Below are 16,705 nucleotides of genomic sequence, written 5' to 3'. Positions count from 1 at the left end.
GCGATAGCGTCGGCGGAATCAAGCGATCAACCGCGCCGTGCCAAACAATCTGACGCGCAGCAACTCCCCTTCAGAAACCTCAAGCAAAACCGGTGCGGTGCCACCCGGCATGACCACCCGCACTTCTCCCGCCTCGACCCAACCCACCCGCCACGCGGCACACGCGACCGCACTGGCGCTGGTGCCGGATGATGCGGTTGGTCCTTCGCCACGCTCGAATACCCGGGCGAGGACTTGCTGCGGCGACACCAGCACGGCCCATTGCAGATTGACGCCCGCCGGGCACGGATTGCCGGCACCGTTGGGCATCGCATAGGCGATCGCTGTAAGCCGTTGGTTCAGGGTGGGTTCACGCATCTGTTCGTTGCTCGGCAAAGCGCTTGCATCGCTGAGCAGCGTTACACAGTGCGGATTGCCGATGCGGACGAATTGGCTGTGGGTCCAAGTGGGATCGAGTTGTGCCAGGGGCTGGACATGGCTGACGTCGCGATGATTGAACTGAGCGTTTTCAACCGTCTGCGCACCCACAGCCTCCGGGCCGAAGCCAGGCTGAGCGAGGTCGAGCCAGAAACCGCGCACGCCTCCGACTTCGGCCGGTGTCACCGCCGTTTCCAGCGCTTCGCCCTTGTCATGATGAACGCGGAGCATGGCGCCCTGCTCCGGCATCAAGCCTTGCTCGGTCAATGCCTGAGAAAAAATCGTCAGGCCGTTACCGCTGCGCTCGGCGAGGCTGCCGTCAGTGTTGACGATCAGTACATCGAACGGCGCAGATGCCTGAAACGGGCCGATCAGCAGGCCGTCGCTGCGGTGGGGTTTGCTGTTGGCCGGACGCTGGCCGTCGGGCCAATCGCAGCACCGGGCGATGGCGGCTTCGCTCCATTGCTGCCTGGATACGGCGCACTCTGCGGCCCTCGCTGGCAAAGCGATTCCGGCCTCGCGCAAGGTTTCGGGTGAGACCACTCCGTAGATATTGCCGCGTGCGTCGTAGAACTTCGTCATGCCTTGTTCCCGTATTCCATGCTGGCGAAAATCCGACTGTAAACCGCAAACCAGTGTGGGAGCGAGCCTGCTCGCGAAGGCGGTGCGTCAGTCGACAATTCCATATTTGACCCACCGCTTTCGCCAGCAGGCTCGCTCCCACAGGGTAGGATGTTCACCGTTATGCCCCGAAAGGCCTGAGATCGAACCTCAACGCCGTCAGAATGTCACTCGGGATGCAGTTGTTTTTTTGCCAAGGATCGATATGACCAGTCTCAACCCCCAAGACACCTTCGTCCCCGGACGTCTGCAACAGATGTCCACCCGCGTCGCTTTTTTCATCGCTGGCCTCGGCATCGCCGCCTGGGCGCCGCTGGTGCCGTACGCCAAGGCGCGGGCCGGGCTGGATGAGGCCACGCTGGGGTTATTGCTGCTGTGCCTGGGTGTCGGCTCGATTCTGGCGATGCCGCTGGCGGGGATTCTCGCCACGCGTTTTGGTTGTCGACGCGTGGCCACCGGCGGCACCTTGCTGATCTGCGCGGCGCTGCCGTTGCTGGCGACGGTGTCATCGATCCCGGCGCTGATCGCCACGCTGTTCATGTTCGGTGCCGGCCTCGGCACGGTGGATTCAACGGTGAACCTGCAAGCAGTGATCGTCGAGCGCGCCAGCGGCAAGCACATGATGTCGGGGTTCCACGGCCTGTTTAGCCTCGGCGGCATTGTCGGTGCGGCGGGCGTCAGTGCCCTGCTCGGCCTCGGGCTGACACCGCTGGCGGCGATGCTGGTGGTAGTGGTTTTGCTGATCGGCGCCTTGCTCAAGTGCGTGCCGCACATGTTGCCCTATGGCAGCGACAGCTCCGGCCCGGCGTTCGCCATTCCCCATGGCATCGTGCTGTTTATCGGCGGCATGTGCTTTATCGTGTTCCTCACCGAGGGCGCGGCGCTGGACTGGAGCGCAGTGTTCCTCGCTCAGGAACGCGGGATCGACACGGCTTACGCGGGAATGGGTTACGCAGCGTTTGCCCTGACCATGACCGTCGGCCGTCTGCTCGGTGACCGCATCGTGCGTAAGCTCGGTGCGACGCGGATCATTCTGTTCGGCGGTCTGTTGGCGGCGGCGGGGTTGTTTCTCGCCACCTTCGCGCCGAGCTGGCAAGCGGCGCTGATCGGGTATGCGCTGGTCGGCGCCGGTTGCTCGAACATCGTGCCGGTGCTGTACACGGCGGTGGGCAAGCAGACGGTGATGCCGGAGAGCATCGCGGTACCGGCGATTACCACGCTGGGTTATGCCGGGATTCTCGCCGGGCCGGCGGTGATCGGTTTTGTCGCGCATGCCAGCAGCCTGAGTTTTGCCTTCGGATTGATGGCAGTGTTGCTGGTGGCTGTGGCGATCGGCGGCAAAGTCCTGAAGGTCTAAAGCAAAAGAGCGCAGCCTTCGGCAGCTCCTACATGGATTTGCGTTCCCCTGTAGGAGCTGCCGAAGGCTGCGATCTTTTGATCTTGTGCTTTAAAAACCTAAGCTGGCCTGCACGAAGAACGTGCGCGGCGCGCCGACATACATCCCCGAGTTGTTGTCGCTGGAGCGGGTGAAGTATTGCTTGTCGAAGACATTCTTCACCCCGGCGCCGAGCTTGAGGTTCGACACTTGCGGACCAAAGTCGTAGCCGCCGCGCACGTTCCAGGTCACGTAACCCGGGATGTCGCCGTACTGCCCGTCCGCCGTGCCTTCGGTGATGTAGTTGCCATTGAAGCTGCCATCCGCATTCACACCGGTGCCCGGCGAACGCTGTTTCGATTGGGCGAAGCCATCGATGTTGTACGTCCAGCGGTTGATCTCGTAACGCAATCCGACCGTGGCCACCTGCCGCGAATAGAACGGCAGATCGCGGCCCTTGAAGCCGGGGATCTCGCCTTCATAGGTGGCGCGGGTGTAGGTGAAACCGGCGTTGGCGGTCAAACCATCGAGGCGCGGATCGAGGGCGGCCATGTCGTAGTGCGCCGAGGCTTCGATGCCCTGGTGCTTGGTCGCGCCGAGGTTGGTCCAGCCGACGTCGTTGCTGATGTATTGCAGTTCGTCATCGAAGTCGATGTAGAACAGCGTCACCTCGCCGCCCCAGACATCATCGTTGTAACGCGTGCCGATCTCGTAGGTCTTGGCCTTTTCCGGCTCCAGACCGTTGGCGGTGCTGTCACCCGAACCGCCCTGGCCGAGCTGGAAATATTGCAGGCTGCCGAACGAGGTTTCGTAGTTGGCGAACAGTTTCCAGGCATCGGAGAGGTGATACATCACGCTCAGCGCCGGCAGCGGCTCATTGCTTTCGATGCTGCGGTTTTTCTCCTGGACCGGCCGGCCAGCGGTGTCGAGCACGGCGCGGTCGTGCCAATCGGTGCTGATGTGTTCGAAGCGAATGCCTGGGGTGATGGTCCAGTTGCCGACGTCGATCTTGTTGTCGACATACACCGAATTGGCCTCGGTGCCACCGGTGCGATCCTGGAATACATGGCCGTCAGAGGTTGGCGTGACCACCGGCTGATTGTTGACCAGCGCCAGACGACTCGACTCTTCGTGCATCGCCTCTTTCAGATAGCGATAACCGACGCTGACTTCCTGGGTGGTCGGGCCGACATCGAACACCCGCGACACGCGCGGCTCGATGCCGAGGGTGTAGTAGGAACGCGGGTACGAGCTGAGGGTGCGCTGATCGCGCGCGGCGATGGTGCTGCCGCGAAAGCTGTCGGTGTAATAGGTGAGAATTTCTGCCTGAGTGCGCTCGTCGATCTGGCGGATCCACTTGAACGACACGTCTTTGCGCCGGCCTGTGAACTGGTCGTAGTCACGCACCGATTCGTACGGTTTGTCGTCGTACTGACGCTGGGTCAGGCCGCCGGGCATGTCGGCATTGGCGTCGTAGTAGTGGAAGTTGAGGCTGAAGTCGTCCTGATCGGTCGGCGCCCAGTGCGTCTTGAGCAGCACGTCGTCGATGTCGTTACCGTTGTTGCGCTCGCGATAGCCGTGGCCGTTGACGCCGGAGTACAGCAGCGCGACGCCCATGCCGTTGTCGGCGGTGCCGCCAAGAAATGCGGTGTCGATGTGTTTCCAGCCGCCGTACTGCGTGGTTTCCAGGGTGGTGCCGATTTCGCCGGTGGTTTTCTCCGGGATCGCGCGGGTCACGAAGTTGATCACGCCGCCGACGTTCTGCGGCCCGTAACGCACGGAACCGGCGCCACGCACGACGTCGATGCTGTCGAGATTGCCCGAGGAAATCGGCGCCATCGACAGTTGCGGCTGGCCGTACGGAGCAAACGCGGCAGGTACGCCGTCGATCAGCACGGTCGAGCGTGGCGACAGGCGCGAAGTCAGACCGCGTACGCCGACGTTGAGGGAAATATCACTGCCGCCGGTGCCATTGGAGTCCTGCACCTGCACGCCGGGCACGCGTTTGAGCACGTCGCTGACGTTCATCGCGCCCTGCTCGACCATCGCTTCGCGGCGAATCACCGTGCGTGCGCCGGGGTGGTTCTGCACCACCGCCGCGTCGGCGTCACCGAGCCAGTCGCCGACCACTTTGATGTCGGTCACGCCGAGCTCCAGCGGGCCGTTGCTGGCTGCGGAGGTGGCGGCTGGAGCGAGCGTCACCGAGCCTTCATTGATCTGATAATCGAGACCGCTGCCCTGCAACAGCTGCCGCAAAGCCTGCTCTGGCGAAAGGTCGCCGTCGACCGCTGGCGCCTGTTTGCCGGCCACCAGTTCGGGGCTGAAAAACACCTGCAGCGAGGTTTGCTGGCCCAGCTCGCTCAAGGCCTGGCCCAGCGGTTGCGCGCGAATATGAATGGCTTCAGCGGCAAACGCCAATGGCATCGCGGCACTGACCGCCAGCGCCAAGGCCAGTGGCAACCAAGGGGATTTTTTATTGTGGGTTGTGGTGATGTTCACGTCGTACGCAGTCCTGTGGATCGCAAGAGTGTGCGGCTGTTAATGCAAACCAGTTGCAGTTGAACAGGAAGACGATGAACTGAGAAAAAACCTGAATGCTATCTGGAAATTATTTCCTGACTGCCATCGGCGAGGGTGCGCACCGTCACCGGCAGGATGCTCGGCAAGGCTTTGAGCAAGGCGTCGGTGTCGTCGGATTTGAACACGCTGGTCAGGCGCAGGCTGGCCACGTTCGGCTGGGATACGGTCAGCGGTTTGTCGCGATAGCGCGATACTTCCGCCGCTACTTCGCCGAGGCTGGCGTTGTTGAACACCAGTTTGCCGTTGCGCCATGCGGTCAGTTCCGCCGGGTTGACCGCGTAGGCCGGCAGGACCTTGCCCTGGGCATCGACCGCCGTGCCGAGGCCTGCGGTGAGGTTGATGAATTGGTTGTCCGGGGCAGCACTTCCCTGCACCTTTACCGTGCCCTGCTCCACCGCCACGCGGGTCTGCGTGGCATCGCGGCGCACATCGAAACGTGTACCGGTGACTGTGACCTTGCCGCTGCCGGCCTCGACAATAAACGGACGCGAGGCGTCGTGTTCAACACTGAACATCGCCTCGCCCGCGCTCAATTCGATCACCCGTCGATCCTTCTCATAACGCACCTGCAAGCGGCTGCGACTGTTCAGATCGATCAGCGAACCGTCCGGCAACGCCACATGCTTGCGCTCGCCCGGCGCCGTGGCGAATTCAGCGCGGTAAGCGCCCGGATGATTCAAACCACTGAACAGGCCAAGCCCCAGCGCCACGGCGAGGACACTCGCGGCGACGGCATAACGCAGCATCGGCCGGCGTTCGCGGCGGGGAGTTTGCGCAAGCGCCTGAAGACGCGACGTCGGCAGCAGATCAGCCGCCGTCCACAAGCCTTGCAGCAACTGGAATTCTTCACGGTGCTGCGGATGCTCGTTCAGCCAGGCCTCGAAGCGCTGCCGTTGCTCGATGCTGACATTCGGCTCCTGCAATCGCACGAACCAGGCCGCCGCTTCGTCACGCACCGCCGTTTGCCCACAGGCGCAATCTCTCGTCTCCATCATGGAATGTCCTGTCCGGCTGTAAATGAAAAGATCCAAGCGCTCATGATTGCAAGCCATCCAGCCGCTCACGCAGATGCCGCAGGGTGCGGATCATATACTTTTCGACCATGTTCTTGGACAGCCCCAGGCGTTCGGCGATTTCTGCCTGCGTCAGGCCTTCGATCTTCTGCCAGACAAAGATCTTGCGGCAGTTGAGCGGCAGCTCGGTGAGCGCGCGTTCGATGGAATCGGCCAACTGGATCGCGTGCATGTAATGCTCCGGATCGCCCGCCGACGACGCAGTGTCCTCGACCGCCTCCGACTCCATGACGCCCCGGCGGTCCTCCCGCCGATAACCGTCAACGGCGATATTGCGTGCGGTCTGATGCAGATACGCGCGAGGCTGCTGCACCGCCGCCGAATCTGCCTCGAGCACCCGCACAAAGGTGTCGTGCGCCAGATCCTCGGCCTGCGCGCGATTGCGCAGGCGACGAGTCCAGGTGCCGATCAACTCTTCGTAATGCTCGAAAAAGCCGGATCTGCGGGAGCGCATGGGGGATGGGCGGCGTGGTGAGAAAGGGGCGTGAATAGTAATGCTTCGTATTAATACAAAGCAATGCACGCTGTGTTGGTGTTCTTGATGCGCAAGGTGCACTCACACGAGGCCGAGTTCAGATGGACACTGAAGATCTCCCTGTGGGAGCGAGCCTGCTCGCGAATGCGGTATGTCAGCAACGATCATGGTGACTGACACGTCGCCTTCGCGAACAGGCTCGCTCCCACAAGGGAAAAGCGTGAATGCCTCAGGCCTGCGGCAGCTTGCGGAAGCCCACCGCCAGGCGATTCCAGCCGTTGATGGTGTTGATCGCCACCGTCAGGTCAACCAGTTCCTTCGGCGAAAACTGCGCAGCGACGACTTCATAGTCTTCGTCCGGCGCGTGGGTCAGGCTCAATTGTGTCAGCGACTCGGTCCACAGCAGCGCGGCACGCTCACGCTCGCTGAAGAATGGCGCTTCCCGCCATGCCGTCACGGCGAACAGGCGGCGTGGGGTTTCGCCGTCCTTGATCGCGTCGGCGGTGTGCATGTCGATGCAGAATGCGCAGCCGTTGATCTGTGAAGAGCGCAGCTTGACCAGTTCGAGCAGGCTCTTTTCCAGCGACAGTTTCGAGACGGCATTTTCCAGCGCCATCATCGCTTTCATGGCATCGGGGGAAGCGGTGTAGAAATCGGCACGAGATTGCATGGTGGGCTCCGGGGTAGCGATTGAATGTGTGGCTACGTTAGTCCCCGGGGGTGGTTCGGCAAATAGCCAATATTGCAGAAGAACGGTAGGCCACTTGGCGCGGCGACTGACCGCTCGTCACTCGACGGGCACCAAGGTTTCAGTGCGCAAGACCAATATCAGGTAATCCCCTTTATCAGGAGACGTACCATGATGACGCGCAAATTCACTTCGTTATTGTTGGCCGGCCTGCTCGCCACGGCGTCCGCCGCCAGCTTCGCTGCCAATGACAGCACCGATGCGACGGGCACCAAGTCCGGCGGCGCCAGCAGCTCGACCATGCCGCCAGACAACACACCGGGCTCGCCATCGGGTGGCAGCGGTTCTGGCGGAACCAATAACGGCACCGGCACGGGTACTGGCTCGGGCATGGGCACCGGCACGGGTACCAATGGCGGCGCCAGTGGCTCGGGTTCCGGCGCGGGCGGTGGCACCGGTTCGGCCGGCGGCGGCACGGGTGGCGCGGGCGGTGGCACGGGCGGCGGCGGCACGGGTGGCGCGGGCGGTGGCACGGGCGGCTGAACGAACAAGAGCCATCCCAGATAGTCCTGCTTACATCAGGACCCAATGTGGGAGCGAGCCTGCTCGCTAAAGCGGTCTGTCAGCCAACCTTGATGCAAGCTGACACACCGATTCGCGAGCAGGCTCGCTCCCACTTCTGATTTCTGTTGATTGAAAGAATCAGCGATCCGACCGCATCAGTTCGGCAAAACCTTCTTCCGGCGCATACACCGCCGCGCGATTGCGTCCGGCATTTTTCGCCTGATACAACGCCGCGTCCGCGCGCTGGATAAACACTTGCGGGCTGTCGTTGCCATGCGGAATAAACGCATAACAGCCCAGGCTCACGGTGAGATAACCGGTCGGCGAGCCGCTGTGGATGATGTGCTTGTCGATCACGCTGCGGCGAATCTGCCCGGCTATCGCCAGCGCGCCGTTGATGTCGGTGTCCGGCAGCAGCACGGCAAATTCTTCGCCGCCGTAACGCACCGCCAGATCCGACTTGCGCTGGCAGCAGGCCTTCACCACTTGCGCCACCTGCGCCAGGCATTGATCGCCGGCGACATGACCATAAGCGTCGTTGTAGCGCTTGAAGAAATCGATATCGAGCATGATCAGGCTGACCGGGCTGACCTGGCGCGCGCCACGAGCAAACTCGATGTCCAGCGAGCGCTCGAACAAGCGCCGATTGGCAAGTCCCGTGAGGCTGTCGTGGGTGGCGATCTGCTCCAGCGCCAGTTGCGCCTTGCGCAGGTTTTTCTCGATACGCTCGCCGTCGCGCACCTGATGAATGAATACCCAGCCGAACAGGCCAACCCCGAGAATCACCAGCGCGACAATCACGCTGGACTGAAAGGCGCGGTCATACCAGCCCTGCAGAATCGTGTCTTGCGACGTCGCCGCAGAGACCACCAGCGGATACGAGGCGAGCTGGCGATAGCCATACAAGCGGGTCACGCCGTCGACCACTGAATTGAGCATCGCGGTGCCAGCGTTAGCGTTCGGCAGCAGGGTTTGATAGATCTCGCCGTGGGCCACCGAGGTGTTGATCAGTGATTCATCGAAGGGCCGTCGCGCCAGCAAGGTGCCGTCGGTCAGCGCCAGAAACATGATGCCGCTGTCATCGAGGCTGAAGCTTTTGAAGAACTGATCGAAGTAGGACATGCGGATGCCGGCCATCAGTACGCCCTGAAAGTTGCCGAGCTGGTCGTTGACGCGTCTGGAAATCGGAATGATCCATTCGCCGTTTTCGCGGCTGCGAATCGCCGGGCCGATGTGCGCAACGGTCGACGCATTCTGCTGATGGAACTTGAAATACTCGCGATCAGCCACGCCGTTGCCACGAGGCAGATCAGCGAACGAGGTGATGATCCACTGCCCTTCGCGATCGAAGAGAAAGATGCCATGCAGCTGATCCAGTTGCTGCGCGCGGCGGGCAAAGATCCGCTGCAACCGAGGGCGCTGCGCCGCCCCGTAACCATCGTCCTGAATCCAGTCGACCAGGCTGGTCATCACCAGATCCGCTGCACGCACAGTGTCTTCGGCCTGCTGCGCCATGGCCCGGGTCAGGTTGCCCGAGGCCATTTTCGCCACCGCCAGATCCTGACGCCGCGACTGCTCCAGTTGCAGGTACAGCAGACCGCACAGGCACAGGCTCACCGCAACAATAAACAGCACCGCCGCTTTGCGAAGCGGCAACCGTTTGAGCGTGCCGGGGGCCTGATGCGGATCGTGAATGGGGATTGGCAAAAGCATGTCCTGGGCAGGTACGACAGGGGCGCGAGCCCGAAACCCTTGTATGTGTGAGCGTAGCCCACCGGGATGTACCGGGCAAACGCCCGCCTCCCGCCCAGTTATCGGCGCGTCGCGAGTTTGGATGATCGCTTTTCGTCGATTTATTTACGATTGCTTCTTTACGGTTAATCAGTTGTGCAGGGCCAGCCGCCGCATCGCGCTGGTCAGGTGCTCGCGGGCACTTTGCGCATCGCCTTCACGCATCTGTTCATAGGCGCGCTGCGCAATCGCATGAGGCACCGGTTTCAATTCGCGCTGAGTGGCCATCGCCAGCAGTTGCACCTGCGCGGCGCGTTCCAGGTAATACAGATCGTCCCAGGCTTCGGCGATGGTCGGCGCAGCGACAATCACACCGTGGTTTTTCAGAAAGAGAATGTCGGCATGGCCCATGACGCTGGCGATGCGGTCGCCTTCGGATGCGTCCAGTGCGAGGCCGTTGTAATCCTCGTCCACTGCCGTCCGTCCGTAGAACTTCAGCGCGGTCTGCCCCAGCCACAGCAGCGGCGGGCCTTGCAACAGGCACAACGCGGTGGCGTGCGGCATGTGCGTATGGAAGGCGACTTTTACCCGTGGCAGTTGTTTGTGCAGGCGCGCGTGGATGTAGAACGCGGTCGCTTCGGGCTCGCCTTCGCCAGCGACCACATTGCCGGCGAAGTCACAGACCAGCAGATTTTGCGCGGTCACTTCCGAAAAAGCGTAGCCGTATGGATTGACCAGAAACAGATCATCATGCCCCGGCAGCATCGCCGAAAAGTGATTGCAGATGCCCTCCTCCAGACCATGCAATGCGGCCAGTTGAAAGCACGCAGCAAGTTCGTTGCGGGCGGTGATGATCGCCTCGGTGTCCAGGTGCAGCGTTGCGCTGGGTCTGGCTTTGCCAGTGCCGCTCAAGATATGAGCCATGGCAATTCTCCTTAGGTCCAGCCGAGGGATTTGAACAGCGGCAGCACTTGATCGAGGCTGGACAGGATCGCGTCGGGGCGATAGTCCGGCAACAACTGACGACCCGTGCCGCGATCGATCCACACGCAACGAAAACCCATGTCCCGCGCCGCCGTGTGATCGAGCGTCGGGCTGGCGCAGATGTGCACCACTTCATCCCGGGTCACGCCCAATTGCTCATGAGCGTAGTCGAACAGGCGCGGCGCCGGCTTGTAGGCACCGGCCTGTTGCGCGGTGATCACCCGGTCGATATGGCCGCCGAGCTGCGCAACGTTGCCGGCAATGATGTCGTCGTCGGTGTTGGAGACGATGCACAGCTTGAAGCCCATGGCTTTGAGCTGCGCGAGGGTGTCGATCACTTCGACAAATGGCGGCATGTTCGGGATGGCCGCCGCCAGGCGTTGACTGTCCTCGGGCTGGCTCGGCAAGCCCAATTCTGCCAGCGCCAGTTGCAGGCCGAGGGTGCTCAGTTCGCGAAAGGAACGGTGCGGCGGCGTTTGTTCGAGACGGTGCTCGTGACGGTCGTAGACTTCGATCAACTTAGTGGCGTCGACTGCGTGCTCGCCCTTGTCGCTGAGCATTTTCTCGACCACGGCTTTCAGCCCTTCATCCCACTGAATCAGCGTGCCGTAGCAATCGAAGGTCAGCCATTGCGGGCGTGGCGTGTTGTTCAAGGTCATCGGTCGATTCCTCCAGAGTGAGGACTTCAGCTTATGAGCGTGCGGTGATAGTGTGAAATTAAATAAACACCCGATTGTCATTCGCAAATCAACTATCAGGAACGCCGCCATGCTGGATCTGGAATTGCTGAAAACCTTTGTCTGCGTGGTCGACGAAGGCAGCTTCACCCGCGCAGCCGAACGTGTGCACCGCACGCAATCGACGGTCAGCCAGCAGGTGCGCAAGCTCGAAGATCTGGTCGGCCACCCGCTACTCCTGCGCGACCGCACCGGAGTGAACGTCGCGGTCACCGAACACGGCGAACTGCTGATCCACTATGCGCGCCGGTTACTGGCGCTGTCCGCCGAAGCCACGCAAGCGCTGGCCAGTGACGTCGACCTGGAAGTGCTGCGCATCGGCATGCCGGAAGACTTCGACGCCCGGCGCATGGCACTGATCCTCGCCGGTTTTACCCGCAACCATCCGCAAGCGCGCCTGGAAACCATCAGTGGCATGAGCCTCGACCTGCGCCAACGCCTCGACGCCGGCGACATCGACATTGCCCTGATCAAACGCGAACCCGACAGCGGCCCGGCATGGGCCACCTGGCCGGAGCGACTGGTCTGGGTCAAAGGCACCGAATTCGACACCTCCAGCGGTGTGCTGCCGCTGGCGCTGTTTCCGCAGGGCTGCCTGTACCGACAACGGGCGATTCGCTTGCTCGATGTGGCGCAGCGACCATGGCGAGTGGCGTTCGGCAGCCATAGCCTGACCGGGATTCAAGCGGCGGTAGCGTCTGGGTTAGGGATTTCGGTTTTGCCGGTTTCGGCGCTATTGCCAGAGCATGAGGTGTGTAGGGATCTGCCTGAGTTGGCGCCGACGGAACTGGCGCTGGTCAGCCGCGAGGGAGTGTTGAGTGGGATGCAGCGGGGGTTGGTGGAGTTTTTGCGTGGGGAATTGGAGGTGGATGCGGGGGGATTTGCGTGAGTCCCCCGAGGATCTTTATTCGGGTTTGTTGGTTTCGCGGAGCAGGTCGGCGGTGGGAATGTTCATGGTGTTTGAGTAGTAGCGTGGTTCGTATTCATATTCACATTTGCAAATCCTCAGGCCAAAAAAACAGGCGCTCACGGGAGCGCCTGTTTTCCCTGGCTCATTACGGATGGTTCACCGTACCGGCGGCACCCGAATATCCCCCGCCCGGCACTGCGTCTTCACCCCTTTGCCACACGCGCCGAACTGCAAATCCTTGTCCATGCACACCCGCACTTCCGACAGCTGCGGGCCGCTGCAAACCACCGCAATTCCGTCTTCGGGAATCCCCGGATTGGCCTTGCGAAACAGATCGACAATCTCCTGCGCTTCGAAGTAGTACGACGTCGAGCCGAACGGCTGTAACGCCTGCGGAATCTTCACCGCGCCGAGGGCCTGATCGGACTTGTCCAGATAGCCCTCCGCGCCAAGACCGCTGCAGGTACCGTGCTTGGACCATTCGTGATCAAGAAGTTTTTTCGTCGGGTACATCGTCAGGCCCTTGCTGGTTTCTGCCGCCGATAGCCTGGTCAGCGGCGGGCAGGATTCTGGCCAGCCGCCCTTGGCGTATTGCGGCCACAAACCGTGCAGGACAAAACCGTAACCGTTGCCGGTGCACTGCGCGTCGTCCTTGTGCGTCAGACAAAAAGTCGGCGACCAGGACAGCGCCAGCAGGTAGTAGTCGAACACCCCCGCCACCGATTCCGCCTGCGCTTTGTTCGACGCCGGCTGACGCGCCGAACTCATGCCGATGCTACCGGCCGTCAGCGCGATCAGCGCCAGAATTGTAAACAGCTTTTTCATTAACCCGTTCCTTGGGACGCCTGCGTCCGTGGTTTTCGTTGTTGGCCAGACCTGGCCAGTGCTGATTTCGACACGCTTGTATTGCAAGCGCATGACGCAAGGCAAGGCCCTGCGCCGTGCGAAGGTCTACGCTGAACAGGCAGACATCCAACAAGGGAACCGACATGAGTAAAGCAGACGAACTCGCCGCCAGACTCAAGCAGACACGGCATACCCAGGCTGATGCGGCGCTGGAAATCGATTGCTGGCCTGCTCAGGTGTACGACTTGTACCACCGCATCGAGGGCTGGCTGCAGCCAGTCACCGAAGTAGGACTGAAGATTCGGCGAAATCCTACGCACGTTTGCGAAAGTTCGCCGGACGGCGAAAGCCACGACTACGCCATCGACCAGTTGGTGATCGAAGCCAACCATCACAGTTTGATGTTCGATCCGATTGCGCGGTTTACCGAGGACGGTTGCGGACGTGTCGAGATCAAGGTGCCGGGGCGCGATCAGTCGTTGCTGCGCACGGTTGACGAGCATGGCGAGAGTCACTGGTGGTTGCAGACTATCGAGACCGGCCAGGAGCTGGATGCGATCGCGCTGACGGAAAACAATCTGCTGCAAGTGGTGCAGCAAGGGCTGGGGCTTTAAGCCGCCCGGGTTAACTGACAAAACTGTAATGTTTGCCTCAGCCAACTGAAAGCCGGGGCTGGCTAGTCTCTCTGTCATGAGCCAGACGGGGATTTCCAGCGCATGCCTTCCATTCTCACAAGACGCACTTTTGTCAAAGGCCTGGCCGCCGGTAGCTTGCTCGGTGGCCTCGGGCTCTGGCGGACACCGGTCTGGGCGCTGAACGGCGCCGCGCCCGTCAACGAACTGAGCGGTAACGAATTCGAGTTGTTCATCGGCGAAACTCCGGTCAATTTCACGGGTTCGGCACGCACAGCGATGACCATCAATGGCAGCCTGCCCGGCCCGCTGTTGCGCTGGCGCGAAGGCGATACCGTGACGCTGCGGGTGCGTAACCGGCTCACCGCCGACACCTCGATTCACTGGCACGGCATTCTGCTGCCGGCGAACATGGACGGCGTACCGGGTCTGAGTTTCCATGGCATCGAACCGGGGGGCGTGTACGTTTACCAGTTCAAGGTTCGGCAACACGGCACCTACTGGTATCACAGCCATTCCGGCTTACAGGAGCAGGCCGGCGTCTATGGGCCGCTGGTCATTGAGGCCAAAGAGCCGGAGCCGTTCCAGTACGATCGCGACTACGTGGTGATGCTCAGCGACTGGACCGACGAAGACCCGGCCAGCCTGATGAAGACGCTGAAAAAGCAGTCCGACTACTACAACTTCCACAAACGCACCGTCGGCGACTTTATCAACGATGTCGGTGAGAAAGGCTGGGGCGCCACGGTTGCCGATCGCACGATGTGGGCGCAAATGAACATGAACCCTACCGACATCGCCGACGTCAGTGGCGCCACGTATACCTTTTTGATCAACGGCCAGGCCCCCGATGACAACTTCACCTGGCTGTTCCGTCCCGGCGAAAAACTGCGCCTGCGCCTGATCAACGGCTCGGCCATGACCTATTTCGATGTGCGCATTCCGGGACTGAAGATGACGGTGGTGGCTGCCGATGGCCTGCACGTCAAACCGGTCAGCGTCGATGAACTGCGCATTGCCGTGGCCGAGACCTATGACGTGATCGTTGAACCTGAAACCGAGGCCTATACCCTTTTCGCCCAGGCAATGGATCGCACCGGCTACGCCCGTGGCACTCTCGCCACACGCGCCGGCATGTCGGCAGCAGTGCCGGCGCTGGATCCGCGTCCGTTGGTGAGCATGGACGACATGGGCATGGGCGGCATGGATCACGGCAGCATGGACATGAGCGCCATGGATCACTCCAGCATGGGCCCGATGCAAGCCCATCCCGACAGTGAAAACAACAATCCGCTGGTGGACATGCAGGCCATGATCACCGCGCCAAAGCTCGACGACCCAGGCCTCGGCCTGCGCAACAACGGCCGCCGAGTGCTGACCTACGCCGACCTGCGCAGCACCTTCGAGGACCCGGACGGCCGCGATCCGGGCCGCACGATAGAACTGCACCTGACCGGCCACATGGAGAAATTCGCCTGGTCGTTCAACGGCATCAAGTTCTCCGATGCCGAGCCTCTACGTCTGAAATACGGCGAGCGCATCCGCCTGGTGCTGGTAAACGACACCATGATGACCCACCCGATCCACCTGCACGGGATGTGGAGCGATCTGGAAGACGAAAACGGCAACTTTCAGGTGCGCAAACACACCATCGACATGCCGCCCGGCAGCCGCCGCAGCTATCGCGTCACCGCCGACGCCCTCGGCCGCTGGGCCTATCACTGTCATCTGCTTTATCACATGGAAACGGGCATGTTCCGCGAAGTGCGGGTGGAAGAATGAAGAGGTCCATCATGACTCGACTCAGCGTGTTTCCGCTGCTGCTAGCCGGCACCTCCGCCATGGCCGCCGACGCCATGCACGGCATGGACCACAGCCAGATGCCCGAGATGGATCATTCGGCAATGCAAAGCATGGACGACGGCATGATGCAGCCCGCCGCGCCCAGCGAAAGCCGCACGCCGATTGCGCCCGTGACCGACGCCGACCGCGCTGCGGTGTTTATCAGCCCCGGCGGTCATCAGGTGCATGACAGCGTCGTCAACAGTTACTTTCTTGCCGACAAACTCGAATGGCAGAACGCCGATGACGGCAGCGCTTTGGCCTGGGACCTGTCCGGCTGGATCGGTGGGGATACCGATCGGCTGTGGCTGCGCTCTGAAGGCGAGCGCAACAACGGCAAGACTGAAGACGCGGAAATTCAAGCGCTGTGGGGCCACGCCATTTCACCGTGGTGGGACGTGGTCAGCGGCGTGCGTCAGGACTTCAAACCCGGCGCACCGCAAACCTGGGCCGCGTTCGGCGTGCAGGGCATGGCGCTGTACAACTTCGAGGCCGAAGCCACGGCTTTCCTTGGCGAGGGCGGCCAGAGTGCGGTACGGCTGGAGGGCGACTACGACATCCTGCTGACCAATCGACTGATCCTGCAGCCGACCGCAGAACTGAATATCTATGGCAAAAACGATCCGCAGCGGGGCATCGGCTCAGGGTTGTCCAATACCGAGGCGGGCCTGCGGTTGCGCTATGAAATCCGCCGCGAATTCGCGCCTTATATCGGCGTGACGTGGAATCGCACTTACGGCAACACCGCCGACTATGCCCGCGAAGAAGACGAGGACCGCAGTGAGGCACGCCTCGTCCTCGGCGTCAGGCTGTGGTTCTGAATTCTTCTACAAAAACAAACCGGAGACCTTGCATGCGCACATTGACCCTGCCCCTGATATTCGCCAGCGGATTGCTCCTGAGCACCCTCGCCCAGGCCCATCCGAAACTGCTCTCGTCGACGCCAGCCGAAGGCGCGGAAGGCGCCGCGCCGGGCAGGATCGAGCTGCACTTTTCCGAGAGCCTGGTCACGCAGTTCTCCGGGGCCAAACTGGTAATGACCGAAATGGGTGGCATGGCTCACTCGCCGATGCCGATGAAAGCCAAGGTCAGCGCCAGCAGCGATCCGAAAACCATGCTGATCACCCCGCTCGCCCCGCTGCCTGCCGGCACCTATCAGGTGCAGTGGCGCGCGGTGTCCGCCGACACGCACCCGATCACCGGTAACGTCACGTTCAAAGTGAAGTGAAC

General features: G+C 61.7%; 16 protein-coding genes. 7 read left to right on the top strand and 9 right to left on the bottom strand.

Annotated features, from left to right (window positions below; all coding sequences use genetic code 11):
• Positions 1 to 18: 18 nt before the first annotated feature.
• A complete protein-coding gene (locus KVG85_RS03230; protein ID WP_217862959.1) occupies positions 19 to 999 on the bottom strand; it encodes a diaminopimelate epimerase in 981 nt (326 codons plus the stop codon).
• 244 nt (positions 1,000 to 1,243) lie between these two features.
• Between KVG85_RS03230 and KVG85_RS03225 the strand changes: the two genes are divergently transcribed.
• Positions 1,244 to 2,395: an MFS transporter gene (locus KVG85_RS03225; RefSeq protein WP_217862958.1), complete on the top strand. Its 1,152-nt coding sequence runs from the start codon at positions 1,244 to 1,246 to the stop codon at positions 2,393 to 2,395.
• A gap of 90 nt (positions 2,396 to 2,485) precedes the next feature.
• On the opposite strand, the gene KVG85_RS03220 is transcribed toward KVG85_RS03225, so the two are convergent.
• From KVG85_RS03220 to KVG85_RS03205, 4 genes are all read right to left on the bottom strand, one after another.
• Positions 2,486 to 4,912: a TonB-dependent siderophore receptor gene (locus tag KVG85_RS03220; RefSeq protein ID WP_122508344.1), complete on the bottom strand. Its 2,427-nt coding sequence runs from the start codon at positions 4,910 to 4,912 to the stop codon at positions 2,486 to 2,488.
• Between the two features lie 98 nt (positions 4,913 to 5,010).
• Complete coding sequence (locus KVG85_RS03215) at positions 5,011 to 5,988, bottom strand: FecR family protein (protein ID WP_217862957.1); 978 nt, start codon at positions 5,986 to 5,988, stop codon at positions 5,011 to 5,013.
• A gap of 40 nt (positions 5,989 to 6,028) precedes the next feature.
• Positions 6,029 to 6,520, bottom strand: coding sequence for a sigma-70 family RNA polymerase sigma factor (locus tag KVG85_RS03210; protein ID WP_024013584.1), 492 nt, complete (start codon positions 6,518 to 6,520; stop codon positions 6,029 to 6,031).
• Between the two features lie 250 nt (positions 6,521 to 6,770).
• Positions 6,771 to 7,211, bottom strand: a complete 441-nt coding sequence (locus tag KVG85_RS03205; protein WP_024013585.1) for a carboxymuconolactone decarboxylase family protein — start codon at positions 7,209 to 7,211, stop codon at positions 6,771 to 6,773.
• 189 nt (positions 7,212 to 7,400) lie between these two features.
• Here KVG85_RS03205 and KVG85_RS03200 point away from each other — a divergent pair, with 189 nt between their 5' ends.
• On the top strand, positions 7,401 to 7,772 hold the full coding sequence (locus tag KVG85_RS03200) for a hypothetical protein (protein WP_217864927.1): 372 nt from the start codon (positions 7,401 to 7,403) through the stop codon (positions 7,770 to 7,772).
• 159 nt (positions 7,773 to 7,931) lie between these two features.
• Here KVG85_RS03200 and KVG85_RS03195 read toward each other — a convergent pair whose 3' ends face one another.
• From KVG85_RS03195 to KVG85_RS03185, 3 genes are all read right to left on the bottom strand, one after another.
• Complete coding sequence (locus KVG85_RS03195; RefSeq protein ID WP_130900561.1) at positions 7,932 to 9,500, bottom strand: sensor domain-containing diguanylate cyclase; 1,569 nt, start codon at positions 9,498 to 9,500, stop codon at positions 7,932 to 7,934.
• A gap of 174 nt (positions 9,501 to 9,674) precedes the next feature.
• The gene (locus KVG85_RS03190) at positions 9,675 to 10,448 is read right to left on the bottom strand and encodes an aldolase (protein ID WP_217862956.1); all 774 of its coding nucleotides are present in this window, start codon (positions 10,446 to 10,448) and stop codon (positions 9,675 to 9,677) included.
• A gap of 11 nt (positions 10,449 to 10,459) precedes the next feature.
• Positions 10,460 to 11,167, bottom strand: coding sequence for a haloacid dehalogenase type II (locus KVG85_RS03185; protein ID WP_122508341.1), 708 nt, complete (start codon positions 11,165 to 11,167; stop codon positions 10,460 to 10,462).
• 109 nt (positions 11,168 to 11,276) lie between these two features.
• On the opposite strand from KVG85_RS03185, the gene KVG85_RS03180 reads away from it, so the two are divergent.
• The gene (locus tag KVG85_RS03180; RefSeq protein ID WP_217862955.1) at positions 11,277 to 12,134 is read left to right on the top strand and encodes a LysR substrate-binding domain-containing protein; all 858 of its coding nucleotides are present in this window, start codon (positions 11,277 to 11,279) and stop codon (positions 12,132 to 12,134) included.
• 177 nt (positions 12,135 to 12,311) lie between these two features.
• Here the strand turns inward: KVG85_RS03180 and KVG85_RS03175 are convergent, their stop codons facing one another.
• Positions 12,312 to 12,980: a ribonuclease T2 family protein gene (locus KVG85_RS03175; protein WP_122508339.1), complete on the bottom strand. Its 669-nt coding sequence runs from the start codon at positions 12,978 to 12,980 to the stop codon at positions 12,312 to 12,314.
• A gap of 164 nt (positions 12,981 to 13,144) precedes the next feature.
• Between KVG85_RS03175 and KVG85_RS03170 the strand changes: the two genes are divergently transcribed.
• The 4 genes from KVG85_RS03170 (at position 13,145) to copC (ending at position 16,703) form a co-directional block, all read left to right on the top strand.
• Positions 13,145 to 13,615, top strand: a complete 471-nt coding sequence (locus KVG85_RS03170) for a hypothetical protein (RefSeq protein ID WP_041477268.1) — start codon at positions 13,145 to 13,147, stop codon at positions 13,613 to 13,615.
• A gap of 102 nt (positions 13,616 to 13,717) precedes the next feature.
• Positions 13,718 to 15,415, top strand: coding sequence for a copper resistance system multicopper oxidase (locus KVG85_RS03165; protein WP_217862954.1), 1,698 nt, complete (start codon positions 13,718 to 13,720; stop codon positions 15,413 to 15,415).
• 11 nt (positions 15,416 to 15,426) lie between these two features.
• A complete protein-coding gene (locus KVG85_RS03160) occupies positions 15,427 to 16,296 on the top strand; it encodes a copper resistance protein B (protein WP_016775435.1) in 870 nt (289 codons plus the stop codon).
• Positions 16,297 to 16,328: 32 nt separating this feature from the next.
• Positions 16,329 to 16,703, top strand: coding sequence for a copper homeostasis periplasmic binding protein CopC (copC, locus tag KVG85_RS03155; RefSeq protein WP_016775436.1), 375 nt, complete (start codon positions 16,329 to 16,331; stop codon positions 16,701 to 16,703).
• Positions 16,704 to 16,705 lie beyond the last annotated feature (2 nt).

Origin of the sequence: Pseudomonas triticicola (genome assembly GCF_019145375.1) — a bacterium.
GTDB lineage: Bacteria > Pseudomonadota > Gammaproteobacteria > Pseudomonadales > Pseudomonadaceae > Aquipseudomonas > Aquipseudomonas triticicola.
This window is presented reverse-complemented; position numbering and strand designations above follow the sequence as displayed.